The organism is Terriglobus roseus DSM 18391 (assembly GCF_000265425.1).
Classification (GTDB): Bacteria; Acidobacteriota; Terriglobia; order Terriglobales; family Acidobacteriaceae; genus Terriglobus; species Terriglobus roseus.
On the sequence record NC_018014.1, the window covers coordinates 2759506 to 2775497 of the forward strand.

General features: G+C 61.4%; 13 protein-coding genes. 9 read left to right on the forward strand and 4 right to left on the reverse strand.

Going from position 1 to position 15992, the window contains the following annotated elements; genetic code table 11:
* The first annotated feature begins 27 nt into the window (after positions 1–27).
* The gene (locus TERRO_RS11390) at positions 28–588 is read left to right on the forward strand and encodes an Lrp/AsnC family transcriptional regulator (protein ID WP_014786147.1); all 561 of its coding nucleotides are present in this window, start codon (positions 28–30) and stop codon (positions 586–588) included.
* A gap of 105 nt (positions 589–693) precedes the next feature.
* Here TERRO_RS11390 and rho read toward each other — a convergent pair whose 3' ends face one another.
* Together rho and TERRO_RS11400 are read right to left on the reverse strand one after the other, a co-directional pair.
* Positions 694–1944, reverse strand: coding sequence for a transcription termination factor Rho (rho, locus tag TERRO_RS11395; protein ID WP_014786148.1), 1251 nt, complete (start codon positions 1942–1944; stop codon positions 694–696).
* 237 nt (positions 1945–2181) lie between these two features.
* On the reverse strand, positions 2182–2409 hold the full coding sequence (locus TERRO_RS11400) for a hypothetical protein (RefSeq protein ID WP_014786149.1): 228 nt from the start codon (positions 2407–2409) through the stop codon (positions 2182–2184).
* 163 nt (positions 2410–2572) lie between these two features.
* Here TERRO_RS11400 and TERRO_RS11405 point away from each other — a divergent pair, with 163 nt between their 5' ends.
* Positions 2573–5005 carry a choice-of-anchor D domain-containing protein gene (locus TERRO_RS11405; protein WP_014786150.1) on the forward strand — a complete coding sequence of 811 codons (2433 nt, stop codon included), beginning with the start codon at positions 2573–2575 and terminating at the stop codon, positions 5003–5005.
* A gap of 18 nt (positions 5006–5023) precedes the next feature.
* On the opposite strand, the gene ribB is transcribed toward TERRO_RS11405, so the two are convergent.
* Both ribB and TERRO_RS11415 read right to left on the reverse strand, forming a co-directional pair.
* Positions 5024–6184 carry a 3,4-dihydroxy-2-butanone-4-phosphate synthase gene (gene ribB / locus TERRO_RS11410; protein WP_014785810.1) on the reverse strand — a complete coding sequence of 387 codons (1161 nt, stop codon included), beginning with the start codon at positions 6182–6184 and terminating at the stop codon, positions 5024–5026.
* A gap of 128 nt (positions 6185–6312) precedes the next feature.
* Positions 6313–6540 carry a hypothetical protein gene (locus tag TERRO_RS11415; RefSeq protein WP_014785811.1) on the reverse strand — a complete coding sequence of 76 codons (228 nt, stop codon included), beginning with the start codon at positions 6538–6540 and terminating at the stop codon, positions 6313–6315.
* A gap of 234 nt (positions 6541–6774) precedes the next feature.
* Here TERRO_RS11415 and TERRO_RS11420 point away from each other — a divergent pair, with 234 nt between their 5' ends.
* The 7 genes from TERRO_RS11420 to pdxT all read left to right on the forward strand — a co-directional run bounded on the left by TERRO_RS11420 (position 6775) and on the right by pdxT (position 15940).
* The gene (locus TERRO_RS11420; protein WP_014786151.1) at positions 6775–7464 is read left to right on the forward strand and encodes a 2Fe-2S iron-sulfur cluster-binding protein; all 690 of its coding nucleotides are present in this window, start codon (positions 6775–6777) and stop codon (positions 7462–7464) included.
* Complete coding sequence (locus tag TERRO_RS11425; RefSeq protein WP_014785813.1) at positions 7461–8507, forward strand: FAD binding domain-containing protein; 1047 nt, start codon at positions 7461–7463, stop codon at positions 8505–8507. Before TERRO_RS11420 ends, TERRO_RS11425 begins: the two co-directional genes overlap by 4 nt.
* Positions 8504–10765, forward strand: coding sequence for a xanthine dehydrogenase family protein molybdopterin-binding subunit (locus TERRO_RS11430; protein ID WP_014785814.1), 2262 nt, complete (start codon positions 8504–8506; stop codon positions 10763–10765). The genes TERRO_RS11425 and TERRO_RS11430 overlap by 4 nt, the downstream gene beginning before the upstream one ends.
* Before the next feature lie 103 nt (positions 10766–10868).
* On the forward strand, positions 10869–13271 hold the full coding sequence (locus TERRO_RS11435) for a RecQ family ATP-dependent DNA helicase (protein ID WP_014785815.1): 2403 nt from the start codon (positions 10869–10871) through the stop codon (positions 13269–13271).
* A gap of 192 nt (positions 13272–13463) precedes the next feature.
* The gene (gene pdxS, locus TERRO_RS11440) at positions 13464–14420 is read left to right on the forward strand and encodes a pyridoxal 5'-phosphate synthase lyase subunit PdxS (RefSeq protein ID WP_014785816.1); all 957 of its coding nucleotides are present in this window, start codon (positions 13464–13466) and stop codon (positions 14418–14420) included.
* Between the two features lie 108 nt (positions 14421–14528).
* Complete coding sequence (locus TERRO_RS11445; protein WP_014785817.1) at positions 14529–15302, forward strand: hypothetical protein; 774 nt, start codon at positions 14529–14531, stop codon at positions 15300–15302.
* Positions 15303–15337: 35 nt separating this feature from the next.
* Positions 15338–15940, forward strand: coding sequence for a pyridoxal 5'-phosphate synthase glutaminase subunit PdxT (gene pdxT / locus TERRO_RS11450; protein ID WP_014785818.1), 603 nt, complete (start codon positions 15338–15340; stop codon positions 15938–15940).
* The last annotated feature ends 52 nt before the right edge of the window (positions 15941–15992 follow it).

A 15992-nucleotide genomic window follows, 5' to 3' on the forward strand; every position in this document is an offset into this window, starting at 1 on the left:
TAATGTTTGTAAGGTAGGATGCGTCTTATGCCGACGAATGTTAGGCCAAAAACCGCTGCAAAGAAGATCGCGAAAGCCGCAGAGGCATCGCACGTGCCGCCGCTCACGCCGGCGCCTGCCCTGCTTGATGCCATCGATCACGCCCTCATTGAAGAGTTGCAGGACAACGCACGCATCTCCTTCGCAGAACTGGCGCGCCGCGTCCATCTCTCCAAACCCGCAGTGATGGAGCGCGTACGCCGGCTGGAGACGTCCGGAGTGATCCTTCGTTACCGCACCGAGATCGACCCGGCAAAGCTCGGACTCGCAGTGCGTGCGTTCGTGAAGATCACCGTCGCTGGCGATCGCCTGTCGAACTTCGCACGCCTCGCGCGGTCGATCCCCGAGGTCGTCGAATGCCATCGCGTCACCGGCAATGAGAGCTTCCTGGTCCAGGTGGTCGTGCGCGACATGAACCACCTGGAGACAGTGATCGACGCGCTCATGCCCTACGTCGCCACCAATACCAGCATGGTGCTCAACTCCCCCGTACAAAGCGCGCGCATCCCACTCCCTGCGCCGCAACCGAAGCGCGGCGGACGACGATAGAGCGCGCAAACGCAGCGGAGGGATCTGCTTCTCGCCCATGCCGGCTGGTTTGCCTGGCTCGGACGAAAAGCAGATCCCTCCGCCTCACTAACGACTTGCTTCGAACTACAGCGAACTCATGTTGTGCAGGAACTCCTGGTTGTTGCGGGTCTTGCTCAGCTTGTCCGTCAACAGTTCCATAGCCTCGACCGGCGACAGCGGATTCAACACCTTGCGCAGAATCCACGTACGCTGCAGGTCTTCCTTCGGGATCAGCAACTCTTCCTTACGCGTACCGCTGCGCTGGATGTCGATCGCCGGGAAGACGCGCTTGTCGACCAGCTTGCGGTCCAGGATGACTTCCATGTTGCCCGTACCCTTGAACTCTTCGAAGATGACTTCGTCCATACGCGATCCGGTATCGACAAGAGCCGTCGCCATGATCGTGAGCGAACCGCCCTCTTCAATGTTGCGGGCCGCGCCGAAGAAGCGCTTGGGGCGCTGTAGCGCGTTCGAGTCCACACCGCCGGAGAGCACCTTGCCCGAAGGCGGCACGATCGTGTTGTAGGCACGTGCCAAACGGGTGATCGAATCCAGCAGGATCACAACATCGCGCTTGTGCTCGACCAGGCGCTTGGCCTTTTCGATGACCATCTCGGCCACCTGTACGTGACGTGCTGCCGGCTCGTCGAAGGTCGAGGAGATGACCTCGCCCTTTACCGAGCGCTGCATGTCCGTGACTTCTTCCGGACGCTCATCGATCAGCAGGACGATCAGCACAACCTCAGGATGGTTCGTCGTGATCGAGTTCGCAATCGACTGCAGCAGAACCGTCTTACCGGTACGCGGCGGTGCAACGATCAGGCCACGCTGGCCCTTGCCCACGGGCGTCAACAGGTCCATCACGCGGCCGGAGATGTTGTCGCGGACCGTCTCCATCTTCACGCGCTCTTCGGCGTACAGCGGCGTTAGGTTGTCGAACAGAATCTTGTTGCGCGTCTCTTCGGGCGATTCAAAGTTGATCGCTTCGATCTTGACCAGCGCGAAGTACTTCTCACCCTCGTGCGGCGGGCGCACGTTGCCGCTGATCGTGTCGCCGGTCTTCAGGTCGAACTTGCGGATCTGCGAAGGCGAAACGTAAATATCATCCGGACCGGGCAGGTAGTTATAGTCGGGCGAGCGAAGGAAGCCGTACCCGTCGGGCAGGATCTCAAGGACACCTTCCGCGAAGATGTGGCCCTCTTTTTCGCTCTGGGCCTGAAGGATCTTGAAGATCAGGTCCTGCTTACGCAGGGCGCTTGTGCCTTGGATCTCAAGGCCGCGTGCGAGCTTTCCGAGTTCGGCAATGCTCTTTTCTTTAAGTTCTGAGATGGTCATGGATACCTGTGTACGTGCGTCCGTCTTGATAGGAGCGGGTGAGACTGGGAAGGGATTTCAGTGCGGAGGGTGTTGCGGGCTGGTGCGGTTGTTTTGCTGCAAATCAAAGCAGTCGTGCAAACGGCAGTGCGGCACTCTCAACTTGGGTGTGGTGATGCTACAGACACTACTACGAAACCGGCGGCGTGCAAATGCCTATTTCGTTGAAAAGAGCGGTGCGGGTGCACCGCACGGCCGTTAGGCCGCGCGGCGCTCCTCGATGGTTTCCAGAACTGCAGCCGGCTCAGGGCCAGTCTTCAGATCGGACGGCGCCTGCTCATGGAAGCGCTCCAGAACTTCGTTCGTCGTGTCCTGCAGACGGGTGTTGGGCTTGTGGAGCTTGCGGGTTGCCTTGCTGGCAAGCTGACAAAGCTGGTAACGGTTCTGGACGTGGGTTAGAGCGCCAAAGATCAGATCGGAGCGCATGGTTCTCCTTAAATTTTGTTACGGCTTCAGTTGGAAGCCGCTTACAGCGGGCCGGAGGGGGAGTCTTGGAAGCCGGTTCACTGTAATTAGACGTCTCACCCTGGTCATGGGGTTCAACGCATGAAGTTCTTCAGAACGAGAGCGCACGGCACTACCCGCCACTGTGGCGTCCACTGCCCTCTCGTTACGGTATGGATTGCTGCGCCTGGCCGTCCGGCGCTTTGTACGGGAACTGGTCCATGTACTGGGATTCAACAGCGCCCGGCCTGGATGCCTCAGTAGTGGCACGCTGACGATCCCGATTACGACGGCACCCTCGGGCGTGCCCATGACGGCGAACTACAGCATTGCGCTTGCCGGGCAGTTTCCGGCGGAGTCTGCTGGCATCCAGATCATTCCGGGCGAGCATGCCTCGGTAAATTTCGGATCGGCCGCCACCGGCGCGCCCGCCGGGACGCGTGTGCTCCATGTAAACAACCTCACGTCGAGCGCGCTATCACTCACCGTCAGCGCGCCGCGCCAGTTTGCCGTTACCGGCGATTCATGCGGAGGGCTGGCGCCGAATGCCGGTTGTGATCTGACGGTGCAGTACACCCCCGTGAGCGGCGGCGACGCGACCGGCACCGTCTTTGTGCAGGGCACCCCGTCGGACGGATCAGCCACACGCAATGGTCTTGCCTATCTGGAGGGCTATGGCGCGGGCAATGCCTCCCTTGCCGTAACGGGGAACCTTTCGATCGCGGGCGTGCTGACTTTTGGGAGCGTCACCTCGGGCCTCAGCGCCTCGCAGACGCTGACCTTCACCAATCCGCTGACTTCCGCAGCGGGCACTGCGGTCACCGTTCGGCGAGTGCAGTCTGAGCTCCCTTTCCTCTCGACGACCGATTGCGGCGCACCTTTGCTGCCCGGACAGAGCTGTTCCGTAAGCGTGAGATATACCCCGCTCTACCAGGTCGCGTCGTCAGCGGACATTACCGTGCCGCAGATCGACACAGGAACTCTAACCATCGAGAGCGATGCCGCGAATGCGCCGCTGTTCCTCGACCTGCTCGGCCAGGCAAAGGCGGCGGTCGTCAGCGTACCTTCGAACACAGCTCCACTGGCGGCTTTCACAACATCGCAGGGGTCGCTCACTTTCGGCTCGTCCGCTGCAGGCACAGCGTCTGTGCCGCAGTCTGTGCGACTGACCAGTACCGGAACGGCTACCGTGCATGTGACTGGAGTTGTCACCAGCAGCGGCTTCCAGGCCTCGAATGGCTGCGGCGCCTTGATCGCAGGCGCGTCCTGCTCCATTGCCGTCACCTACCAGCCTCAGACTTCTGGGCCGACGGTTGGATCGCTGGAGATTCAGAGCGATGCCAGCACGTCGCTGGAACTTGTGTCACTGCTCGGCATGGGCTCGCCGGCATCGGTGACGCTCGCCCCGCTCGCTCTCGACTTTGGACGTGTCCTGGTTGGCCGCAGCGCGTCGCAGATGGCGACGCTGACGAATACCGGCAGCACTTCCCTTGCGATCGGCTCCCTCATCACGACTGGAGGCAACTTCGCCCTGGCGACCGCCACGACCGCAACCAATGCGTGCCCGAGTAGCGGCGGCACCGTAGGCGCGGGTACCAGTTGCACCATTGCTGTTATGTTCACGCCGTCGACTGCCGCGACCCTTCGCGGAACACTGTCGGTCGCTACTTCGGCGACTCCCCTGCCGCTGGCGGTGGATTTGTCTGGCGTGGGAACCAGGCCGCAGCTCAGTATTACCCCTGACTCGCTGGCGTTTGCGAGTGTCCTGGTTGGCACGACGGCAACGCAATCGGTCACGCTGCGCAATACCAGCGCTTTGACGGTGGATGGTCTGAGTTTTCGCGCGACTCCGGGCTTCAGCGTAAGCAGTACCTGCGGAATCACGAGCCTTAACGCTGCGTCCTCTTGTGCGGTGAGTGTTACGTTTGCGCCGACGGCCACCGGCGTTTATGCGGGGACGCTGACGGTTGCAAGCACCGATCCTGCCTCACCCATCACGATTCCACTCACCGGCACGGGGACACAAACCGGCACGATCATCAATCCTCCGGCTGGCGACATCGGGCTTACCGTGAACGGAGGTTCTACCGCGTCCGTAACAGTGCAGGCGGGCCTTCCGGCGACCTACGCTCTAAACGTCACACCGTCCAATGGCTTTACCGGCGACGTGGCGCTGACCTGCATGGCGGAGAAGCCTGCTGACTACACCGCGTGCTCGTTATTGCCCGCCTCGGTGACGTTGGGAGGAGGCGCGCAGGCTTCCTCTGCGACCATCTCTACTCTTTCAGCCGTATCCGCAGCGATCGGAGCACCAAGCCCTCTCGGACTGCGGGACGTGTTGCTGTGCACGCCACCGGCATTGCTCCTGCTGCTTGGTCTGAGGCAGCGGCGCTTTGCTGCGCTGCTCACCTTTTTGCTGGCGGTCGCCCCGGTCAGTGGCGGTTGCGGCAGCAGTGTGGACCGGCGTATTCGCTATGCTGCCACTGGCACATACACCTTCCACGTCACAGCGACACCGGTGGATGGCGTGACTGCGCCGAAGAGCGTGACACTCACGCTTGTGATCACACCGCGGTAGACAGCCCTAGCAGGCCGCTTAGGAAATGCGTGCGGGCGCCATGGCGACCTGCTCGACGATCTCGATGCCAAAACCCTGGAGCGCGGGCACGTGCGTGGGGCGCGAGACGAGCAGGCGGATGCGATGGATGCCAAGGTCCGAGAGGATCTGACCGCCGATGCCGGTGTGACGCAGCGTCTGGGACTGATCCTTCGAACTGGCTCGCATCGCGGCATCGCGGTGCATCACCATGCGCGGCGGGGTCGTAGTGCGATCGATCCCGAAGCCTCGGCTGCCGTTATGTAGATAGACCAGGGCGCCGCGGCCGTGTTCGGCGATCAGGCGCATGGCGTTTTCGACGCTCTGACGGCACTCGCAGCCATCGTGACAGAAGATGCCGCCGGCGAGACAGTGTGTGTGGACACGCACGAGCACGGGATCTGCGCCGCCCATGTCGCTGACATCACCCATCACCATGGCAAGGTGGCTTTCGCCCTCTTCGACATCGCTCGCGTAGGCGATGGTTCGGAACTCACCCCAGGGTGTATTCAACACCGTTTCGGCTTCGCGGTGGATATAGCGCTCGTGTTGCAGGCGGTAGCGGATCAGTTCCGCCACGGTCAGCATTCCCATGTCATGGGTCTTGCAGAATTCGATCAGGTCCGGCACGCGCGCCATGCTGCCGTCGTCATTCATGATCTCGCAGATCACACCGGCAGGGATCAGGCCGCTCATGCGAGCAAGATCTACAGAAGCTTCAGTTTGTCCTGCACGTACGAGCACGCCACCTTTGCGCGCACGCAGCGGGAAGACGTGGCCGGGCCGCGCCAGGTCTGCGGCTGTTTTGCCGGCGGTAACTGCAGTCAGGATGGTGTGCGCGCGGTCCGCAGCGCTGATGCCCGTGGAGACACCCTCGCGAGCCTCAATACTCTCGGTGAATGCGGTGCCGAAGCGCGAGGTGTTCTCAGCGGCCATGGGCGAGAGACGCAGGTAGTCCGCGCGTTCCTCGGTGAGCGTTAGGCAGATCAGGCCGCGGCCGTACTTTGCCATGAAGTTGATGGCTTCAGGCGTGGTGAATTCAGCGGCGAGCGTCAGATCGCCCTCGTTTTCGCGGTCTTCGTCATCGACCACCACAATCATGCGGCCCGCGGCAAACTGCCGCAGCGCCTCCGGAACGTCGATGAAAGGGCTCTCAGGCATAGGTCTAGAGTGTATCTCCCGGATTTGGATGATCATGATGCGACAGAAGCCTCAGAACAAACGCTGGCTTCTGGACAAAACAATGGCCCCGCCGGAAGCGGGGCCATGCTGACTTGCCGACACGCTGCTTACAGCGTGGACTCGATTTCGAAACCCCAGGCCTCGAGCAGCGCCTCCGGGATGTACTTCGAGTTCTTATTGCGGCGCGCCCACTCACGAAGACGCGTCGACCGGATGTACTGGTCCGGGGTCAGCTTGTATTCCTTCACTACCAGTTCGAACGATGTGACGGTCGGCACTACCGGTCCAATCGGCTCCGGCTTGCCCCAATTCGGGTTTCCACGACGCTTCGCCATCTTTTCTCCTCGACCCTAAGTCGTATGCCGCACAGCTCTACAGCGGGTTCAACCCGCAAGGCGCAACAAACACCTTAGTTTACCGCACTTTCACAGGAATTCCAAGGCGGCGAGAAGCGAAGGACGTCGTCAATGTGGCGCGTTGGCTGAGACATCTTGCTATGTCGCTCTCCTCATCACAGTTATGTTGATTCAAGTCTTTCTTCCCATGTCACAACCAACCCTTGAGGCCCTATGAGCAATTCCAAGTGTCAAACCCTTGATACGGCACCTGAGCCGGAGGATCTCCAGAATTGGGAGGTCAGCCGCCGCACCTTTCTGCAATCGGCGACCGCCGTTGGCGCAACGCTGGCGGTGGGTATGTCCCCAGCGGACGCGCAGACCGTGATGCCTGGAAGTGCCAAGACCAAGTCCGTAACACTGAACATCAACGGGCAGGATCACAGCATCCAGTTGGACACGCGGACCAGCCTGCTCGACGCGCTGCGAGATCACCTGGACATGACCGGATCGAAGAAGGGTTGCGATCACGGCCAGTGTGGCGCATGCACGGTGCTTGTTAATGGCCGTCGTGTGAATAGCTGCCTGCTATTGGCGGTTTCGGCTGAGGGCGACCCCATCACGACTATTGAAGGACTGTCGCACGGCGATGACCTCTCGCCCATGCAGGCTGCCTTCCTGGAACATGACGCGTTTCAGTGCGGCTACTGCACGCCCGGCCAGATCTGTTCGGCGACAGCGTTACTGGACGAGATGAAGGCCGGCCACGCGTCGGTGGTTTCGTTCGAAGACGGCACACAGAATGCGCCGAAACTGACCGACCGTGAGATCAAGGAGCGCATGAGCGGCAACATCTGCCGCTGCGGCGCCTACCCCAACATTGTGAGCGCCGTACGCGCTGTCGCGAAAGGAATGAGCCTGTGAATCCCTTCGCTTACGAACGAGCCACTGCCCCCGAAGGCGCCGTCCACTCCCTCGCTGCCGACAAGAACGCGAAGCTGCTGGGCGGCGGAACAAACCTCGTCGACCTGATGAAGCAGGATGTCGAGCGCCCGTCTACGTTGATCGACATCACGCGCCTGTCGGCATTGGCGCACATCGAAGCTGTAGAAGGCGGACACCGCGTCGGCGCCCTGGTCCGCAACAGCGACCTGGCGAACGATGGGGATGTACGCAAGACCTATCCCCTGCTTTCGCAGGCACTGCTTGCGGGTGCTTCTGCGCAGTTACGCAACCTGGCCACGACCGGCGGCAACCTGATGCAGCGCACTCGCTGCTACTACTTTTATGATTCTGCTCTGCCTGCCTGCAACAAGCGCGCCCCGGGTTCGGGCTGCGGAGCCGTCGAGGGATTCAATCGCGTCCATGCGGTTCTGGGACAGACGGACGAGGGGCCAGCCGGCGCGCATACCTGCATCGCGACAAACCCCAGCGACATGAACGTGGCGCTGGCGGCACTTCATGCAGTGGTTGAAATTTCAGGGCCGAAGGGCAAGCGAACGATGCCTGTGCGCGAGTTCCACCGGCTGGTTGGCAAGACGCCACAGCTCGACACGAACCTGCAGCACGATGAACTGATCACCGGCGTGCATCTGCCGGCGTCTGCTGCGAAGTTTGCGGCAAACAGCTACTACCTGAAGGCGCGCGATCGGCAGAGCTATGCCTTCGCACTTGTTTCCGTCGCCGCTGGTCTTGAAATGGACGGCGGAAGCATCAAGTCCGTCGCGCTGGCATTGGGTGGCGTCGCACATAAGCCATGGACCAGCGAAGCCGCTGAAAAGGCCATGATCGGCAAGCCCGCCACTGAAGAAACTTTCAAGGCCGCCGCGGCAGCAGCCATGCAGGGTGCGAAGGGCTACGAGCACAACGCCTTCAAGATCGAACTCGCGAAGAGCTGCATCGTCCGCGCCTTCACCTTGGCGGCGCAAGGCACCGGCAACCACGGCGCAGAAGGAGCGGCAGCATGATGGACGAGATGCAGGAACAGAAGAGTCCTGTCGGCAACGGCAAGGAACTGCCGGTTCGTTATGACGGCAAGCTGAAGGTCTTGGGCAAGGCGAAGTATGCTGCCGAGTTTGCCAAGGAGATCGAAGAACAATTCAAAGGCAAGGGCATGCTGTACGCCTACCTTGTGGTGTCGAACATCGCTTCGGGCGAGATCATCAGCATGGACACGTCTGCGGCCGACCACGCCTCCGGTGTCGTGAAGATTCTGACGCCGTTCAACGCACCAAAGCTGCCGATGGTGGCTCCGCAGCCGCCTGCCACGCGCAAGCTATCGCTCCTGCAGGACCGCACCGTCTATTACAACGGCGAGCCGATTGGGATCGTGCTCGCGAAGTCGCAGGTAGAGGCGGCGCACGCAGCTTCGCTGATCAAGGTGAAGTACAAGGTCGTGCCGTCGAAGCTGAACTTCGACAAGCGCCTCGGCGAGGCGCGTATGCCCAAAGGCGGCAACGCTCCCAAGGCACAGAAGCATGGCGACGAAGCGGCCGCATGGGCGAAGGCGACAACCGTCGTTGAGCACACCTACAGCACTCCGCTGCAGACACACAATCCCATGGAGCCCCATGCGACCATCGCCGCATGGGAGGCCGACAAGCTGACCGTCTACGATGCGACGCAATACATCAGCGGCGATAAGCAGACGCTGGCCAAGCACTTCTCACTGCCGCTCGACAGCGTTCACGTCATCGATCCCTACGTTGGCGGCGGCTTCGGCTCGAAGGGATCGACGTGGTCGCATGTGGTCCTGTGCGCCCTGGCTGCGAAGGTTGCGGGCGTGCCCGTGAAGCTGGTGATGGAGCGCAACCAGATGTTCGGCCCAGTTGGCGGACGCCCGAAGACGGTACAGACCATCAAGCTGGGTACGGACAACACCGGCAAGCTCGTGGCGATACAGCATGACGTGATTCTGCCCGCCTCGGTGATGGAAGACTTCATGGAGGCTGCGGCGAACCAGACCACGATGCTCTACCAGTGCGACCAGATCAGCACCTCGCACAAGATGGTGGACATGAACATCGGCGTGCAGACCTTCCAGCGCGCACCGGGTGAGGCAGTCGGGACAGCGGCACTCGAGTCGGCGATGGACGAACTGGCCATCAAGCTCAATATGGATCCCCTCCAACTCCGCATGCTGAACTACGCCGAGAAGGATCCGGGCCAGCAAAAAGAGTTCTCTTCGAAGCACCTAAAGGATGCTTACACACAGGCAGCAGAACGCTTTGGATGGACGAAGCGGAACAGCACGCCCGGAGCGATGCGCGAAGGCAACAAGCACATCGGGTACGGCATGGCGACCGCCACCTACCCGGCGAATCGCTCGGCTGCTATGGCCGTCATTCGCTTACAGGCCAACGGTCGCATGTTCATTGGCAGCGGCACGCAGGACCTTGGCACCGGCATGTACACCATGATGGCCCAGACCGTCATGCAGGAGCTGGATGTTCCCTGGGAGATGATCGATGTGAAGCTGGGCGACTCTACGCTGCCCAAGGCACCGGTGTCAGGCGGTTCGCAGTCCACTGCGTCCGTTGGACCTGCGGTCAAGGAAGCCTGCAATCAGTTGAAGTTGAAGCTCGCAAACATGGCTGCCGCCGATCCATCGTCCAAGCTGTACGGCGCCATGGTGAATGACATCGAGGTGAAGGGTGGCATGTTGGTATCGAAGACCGACGCGTCGAAGTCTGAACCACTGGCAGCCTCGATCGCTCGCAACAAGGGAGCAGCCATTGAGGAAACGGGGTCCGGCGAACCAAGCCAGGAGGCGCAACGCGCGCTATCCACGCATAGCTGGGGCGCAGTCTTTGCAGAGGTCGCCGTGGACGATCACACGCACATGGTGGAGGTCCGCCGCGTCGTTGCGACCTACGACATCGGCAAGCTGCTAAACAAAAAGACCGGCATGTCGCAGCTTGAGGGTGGCATCGTGTGGGGCATCGGTACTGCACTTACCGAGGAGACGGTGCTCGACAACACCACGGGCCGCATCGTCAACAACAATCTGGCGGAGTACCACGTGCCGGTCAACCTTGACGCTGGCATCATCGACGTCACGGTCATCGACACGCCGGATACGAAGTTCAATCCTCAGGGCGCGAGGGGCGTGGGCGAGATCGGCATCACTGGCGTCGCAGGCGCAATCGCTAACGCCATCTTCAACGCTACCGGCAAGCGCGTGCGCGACTTCCCCATTACGCCGGACAAGATCATGGCGGCGTAGTTTCAACAAAGAGACAGGAACCGGAAGCGGCACCAGCGATGGTGCCGCTTCTGTTTGTGCAGCATGCCTGAGGCGAACGCTATGCGAAAATAGCATTCACCGCATGGCCTCCACCACTCCACCTGTCGATCTGAATGCACTGCTGCACAGCACCTTTGGTTTTCGCGATTTTCGCGTGAATCAGCAGGCTGTGTGCGAGGCCGCCACTGCTGGGCGGGATGTGCTGCTGGTGATGCCGACGGGTGCAGGCAAGAGTCTCTGCTACCAGCTTCCAGCTCTGGCGCGAGGTGGCACGGCGCTGGTGATCTCGCCGCTGATCGCGCTGATGGACGATCAGGCTCACAAACTGACATCACTCGGCCTGCGCGTGGGTCGTATCCACTCCGGCATGGACCGAGAACACAGCCGGCAGGTGTGCCGCGACTATCTCGACGGCAACCTGCAATTTCTCTTCATCGCACCCGAGCGCTTCCGAGTACCGGGCTTCGGTGCCATGCTGACCAAGCGACTGCCTTCGCTCATCGCGATCGACGAAGCGCACTGCATTTCGCAATGGGGCCATGACTTTCGGCCGGACTACCGCAATTTGGCGGCGCATCTGCAGTCACTGCGGCCAGCCCCGGTAATCGCGCTGACGGCGACAGCGACACCACAGGTGCAGCGCGACATCGTCAGCGAACTAGCGCTAAAGGATGCAAAACAGTTCATTCACGGTTTCCGCCGCACGAATCTTGCGGTCGAGGTGGTTGAGGTCAGCAAGCCGCGCCGTATCGAACTCGCGCGCAAGCTGCTGAAGGACGACGCGAATCGCCCGGCCATCATCTATGCGCCATCGCGCAAGGACGCTGAGGCACTCGCGACCGAACTGAACACCGACTTCCCTACCGCCAGCTATCACGCAGGTCTTGATCCGGGCACGCGCGACCGCGTGCAACGCAGCTTTCTCGATGGCAAGACGGAGGTGGTCGTTGCGACCATCGCCTTCGGCATGGGGATCGACAAAGCCGACGTGCGGACTGTCCTGCACATGGCCATGCCTGCATCGGTCGAGAGCTTCTATCAGGAGATTGGTCGTGCTGGCCGCGACGGGAAGCCCGCACGCACGGTGCTGATGTACAGCTTCGCCGACCGCCGGATGCATGACTTCTTTCTGGAGCGCGACTATCCGCCGGCAGACACGCTGGCACGCATCGCCACGTCTCTGGGTGAGGAGCCAATTTACGCGGACGATCTGCGCATCCGGCTGAAGCTTGACTTGGACGTCTTCGGCCCCGCACTCGACAAACTGCTGGCGCAGGGTGCCGCGCAGATCGATATGGGCGGCAACGTGACGCGCGCGGAGAACCCCAACGCGCAGTGGCGCCGCACCTACGACACGCAGGTGAACTTTCGCCGTGGCCAGATCGACGCGATGATGCGCTTCGCCTCGGGTGCCGAATGCCGCATGGCTGCACTCATTAAGCACTTTGGTGATTCCTCCGATAGCGCTCGCACCTGCGGTCTGTGTGACTTCTGTTCACCGGAACGCGCGTCGGCACAGGCCTTCCGCGAACCAACGAACGACGAGATGCGCGAGATCAAGCGCATCCTGCGGGCACTGTCGGGGGCATCTGCGGGCAAATCCACGGGCAAGCTGTTTACCGAGCTCTACCCGACCGGTGCGCTTGACCGCAAAGAGATGGACGCGCTGCTGGACTCGCTGACACGTGCCGGTTACACCGCTGTTGAGTCCGCTAGCTTCGTCGCGGAGGATGGCCGCGAGATCAGCTATCGCCGCGCCCTGCTCACTCACGAGGGCCGCGAAGCCGAGGACACCGGCGAGGATCCGGTGGGCCTGCAATTGCGGGATGCCGAAACGGTCAACGCGGGCCGCACACGTACCCGCGACCGTAGCACGACATCCTCTGCGAAGAAGAAGGCTGCTGACATTGAGAACACGCCGCTCTCGGCCGAGCAGAAGCAGCTTGATGCGTCGCTGCGGGCGTGGCGTGCGGCGGAAGCAAAGACCCTCGGCAAGCCTGCGTTCGTGGTCTTCGGCGACCGGACTTTGCGCGCCATTGTCCTTGAGGCTCCCGCTTCGATGGCGGAATTGCAGAACATCTCGGGCATTGGCCCAGCCAAGGCGGAGCGGTTCGGCGACGCGATTCTTACCGTAGTCAGCGGAGGGTCTGCTCCCACCAGCAAGCCCGCCCCCAAGCAGGCGAAGAATGCAGCGGCTGCTCGGCCGCCAGCTGCAACGACCATTCAGGCGGCGATCTCGTATGTTCCGACGCAACCTGCCGACGATGCCCCGCAATCGCTGGAACATGCGCTGAAAGTATGGCGGATGCGGGAGGCGCAACGGCAATCGAAAGCGCCCTTTGACTTGTTGCACGATCGGACGATTCGCGAAATTGCCGCGCAAAGACCGCAGTCCGTTGCCGATCTGCGGGCAATGGACATCGATGGGGCGTGGATCGAGCGGTTCGGTGCGGCTGTCTGTTCGGTTGTGGCACAGCACGCATAGCTGCGCCCTTGGGCGAGCTTCTGCGTGCCGCGAACAAAGTGGGCCTGTCCCGTCCGCGTACCGCACAGTGTCATAGATCGGCGAACAGTGCCATAAATTCGCTGCTAAACTTAGCTTGCTGGCCGGGATGCATTGTGCACCCGAACTAACCCGTCTTACATTTTGCGAAACATCCGAAGGAGCATTTGCGCCATGGCTGACCTCTCTTCTTCCAACGGTAACTACGCACCGCACGGTCTGCGGCTGAAGACCGGCCTGGCCGAGATGCTCAAGGGCGGCGTCATCATGGACGTCATGAACGTTGAGCAGGCGCGCATCGCTGAAGAAGCCGGCGCTGTTTCCGTCATGGCACTTGAGCGCGTTCCCGCGATGATACGCGCCGAAGGCGGCGTTGCCCGCATGGCGAACCCCAAGCTCATCAAGGAAATCATCGCCACCGTCTCCATCCCGGTTATGGCAAAGGCACGCATCGGCCACTTTGCCGAGGCGCAGGTCCTGCAGCATCTGGGCGTTGACTTCATCGACGAGAGCGAAGTTCTCACGCCCGCCGATGAGGTTTACCACATCGACAAGCATGCGTTCACCACGCCCTTCGTCTGCGGTGCACGCAACCTGGGCGAGGCGCTTCGCCGCATCGCTGAGGGCGCAGCCATGATCCGCACAAAGGGCGAGCCGGGCACCGGCGACGTAGTGCACGCTGTGCAGCATATGCGCCAGATCATCCGTGAGATCAAGGCACTCACTGTTCTGGGTGACGAAGAGCTCTACAACGCAGCCAAGGTCCACGGCGCACCGTACGAGCTGATCCGTATGGTCGCGCAGACCGGCAAGCTGCCCGTGCCGAACTTCTCGGCTGGCGGTATCGCCACCCCGGCCGACGCTTCGTTGATGATGCAGCTAGGCGCAGAGACGGTCTTCGTCGGCAGTGGCATCTTCATGAAGGAGGGCGCAACGCCCCTCGACGTGGAGAACGACCCCAAGGATCGTGCCGAGGCCATCTCGCGCGCAAAGGCTATCGTCATCGCGGCAACGCACTACGACGATCCCAAGATCTTGGCGGAAGCCAGCGAAGCCGTACTGGGATCGATGAAGGGCCTCGCAGCAGCCGCCATTGAAGAGAAGAACCTGATGCAGACACGGGGCTGGTAGGCGTTCACACGCCCGCTTACTGCTTCGCGTAAGCCTTCCGTTGGTTGGCATGAAACGCACACGAAAGGCCGCGAGCAATCGCGGCCTTTCTCTCTTAAAAGGAGCTCCTTGACCAGCGAGCATCGGACCGCCGTGAAAGTCGTGCTGAATGGTGGATTTGCTTACCTACCGGATGCTGGTCGCTCCTTTTCGCGCGGTGTGATCGCGCTCGATGGATACGTGTTTCGCCGTGTCCACTTACGGCGGGGGCTTCCACTGGAAGCCGGCTTGAGATTTGCGGCCGAATTCATCCGCGCCGCAGGACGGCCGATGCAGGCTTTCTGCGGCTGCGAACTCCGTATTCCCACCAGACTTTCCCGCACCGGGTTTGCGGAGTTTAACCGGCGCTCCATCGCCGCACTTGGCTCAAGCGGTTTCGAGATCGAGCCGGTGAACCCCGCCGCCCGCACCAACATGGCACCGGCGATTGGTGCACCAACGGATGCGGCACTGGCTGCCTTTACCTTCGCCGTACCGAGCCGTTCCAGCCCAGAGGCGCAGGACTTTCTCATCTCAGGCAAGCCGGAACTTGCAAGCAATCCAGATCGCGTCATCGCGACCGGTGACATCTCGTCCAGCGGCATGCAGGAAAAAGCCGCCTTCGTCCTTGAAGAGCTGCAGCTTACCGTGCGGCAACTTGGCGGGTATTGGGACAGGGTTACCGCAGGACAGATCTACACAAGGCATTCGATCGGAGATCTCGAGGGTGTATTCGCATCCGCCGGTTTACCGCTTACCCGTTGCACCCACATTCCCGGCGACCCGCCTGTCTTTGGCCCGGACGGCGTACCGCTTGAGTTCGAGGTGGATGTGCGTTCGATCACGGTCGAAGAGACGGCTTAGTGCTCCGCGTCACGATGCAGCCGCTATGATGGCTTATGGCCGACTCATCCACAGGCATTGCGCAACCAACCATCGGTATTCTCGCGCTGCAGGGCGCCTTTGACGCGCACGCGCGCATGTTGCAATCGCTGGGCGCGACGACCGTTCTGGTCCGCAAGCCGGAACAGCTCGCCACCATCGACGGCCTCATCATTCCCGGTGGCGAATCGACCACATTTCTGAAGCACCTGGAGCGCGCCGGCTTCTTCGACGTGCTGGCTGAGTTCACGCGCACGAAACCCACCTTTGGCACCTGCGCCGGCGTCATCCTGATGGCAAAGACAGTGCTTAGCCCCACGCAGAAGTCCCTTGGCGTCCTCGACATCGCGATCGAGCGCAACGCCTACGGCCGTCAGAATGACTCACGCATCCTGGAAGCTGAAACTTCCCTGCCCGGCGGCCCAATCGAAATGGTCTACATCCGCGCACCGCGCATCACCGAGATGGGCCCCGGCGTTGAAGTCCTTGCAGAGCGCGAGGGTTCGCCTACGCTCGTCCGGCAGGGTCATCTGCTGGCGGCCACCTTTCATCCGGAGCTGTCGACGGATCCGCGGGTGCACCAGCTTTTCCTTGATCTTGTGAAGTCCGGCCGCAACTAGCGTTCGATTTCCGCAGCAATCTCTGCAGATTTACGCCGCACGGGTTTTCACC

Bases quoted from the DNA above. Each gene is read 5' to 3' on its own strand.
- TERRO_RS11420 (WP_014786151.1), top strand. From the start codon at position 6,775: ATGAGCAATTCCAAGTGTCAAACCCTTGATACGGCACCTGAGCCGGAG.
- TERRO_RS11390 (WP_014786147.1), top strand. From the start codon at position 28: ATGCCGACGAATGTTAGGCCAAAAACCGCTGCAAAGAAGATCGCGAAA.
- pdxS (WP_014785816.1), top strand. From the start codon at position 13,464: ATGGCTGACCTCTCTTCTTCCAACGGTAACTACGCACCGCACGGTCTG.
- ribB (WP_014785810.1), bottom strand. From the start codon at position 6,184: ATGCCTGAGAGCCCTTTCATCGACGTTCCGGAGGCGCTGCGGCAGTTT.
- TERRO_RS11400 (WP_014786149.1), bottom strand. From the start codon at position 2,409: ATGCGCTCCGATCTGATCTTTGGCGCTCTAACCCACGTCCAGAACCGT.
- pdxT (WP_014785818.1), top strand. From the start codon at position 15,338: ATGGCCGACTCATCCACAGGCATTGCGCAACCAACCATCGGTATTCTC.
- TERRO_RS11435 (WP_014785815.1), top strand. From the start codon at position 10,869: ATGGCCTCCACCACTCCACCTGTCGATCTGAATGCACTGCTGCACAGC.
- TERRO_RS11415 (WP_014785811.1), bottom strand. From the start codon at position 6,540: ATGGCGAAGCGTCGTGGAAACCCGAATTGGGGCAAGCCGGAGCCGATT.
- TERRO_RS11430 (WP_014785814.1), top strand. From the start codon at position 8,504: ATGATGGACGAGATGCAGGAACAGAAGAGTCCTGTCGGCAACGGCAAG.
- rho (WP_014786148.1), bottom strand. From the start codon at position 1,944: ATGACCATCTCAGAACTTAAAGAAAAGAGCATTGCCGAACTCGGAAAG.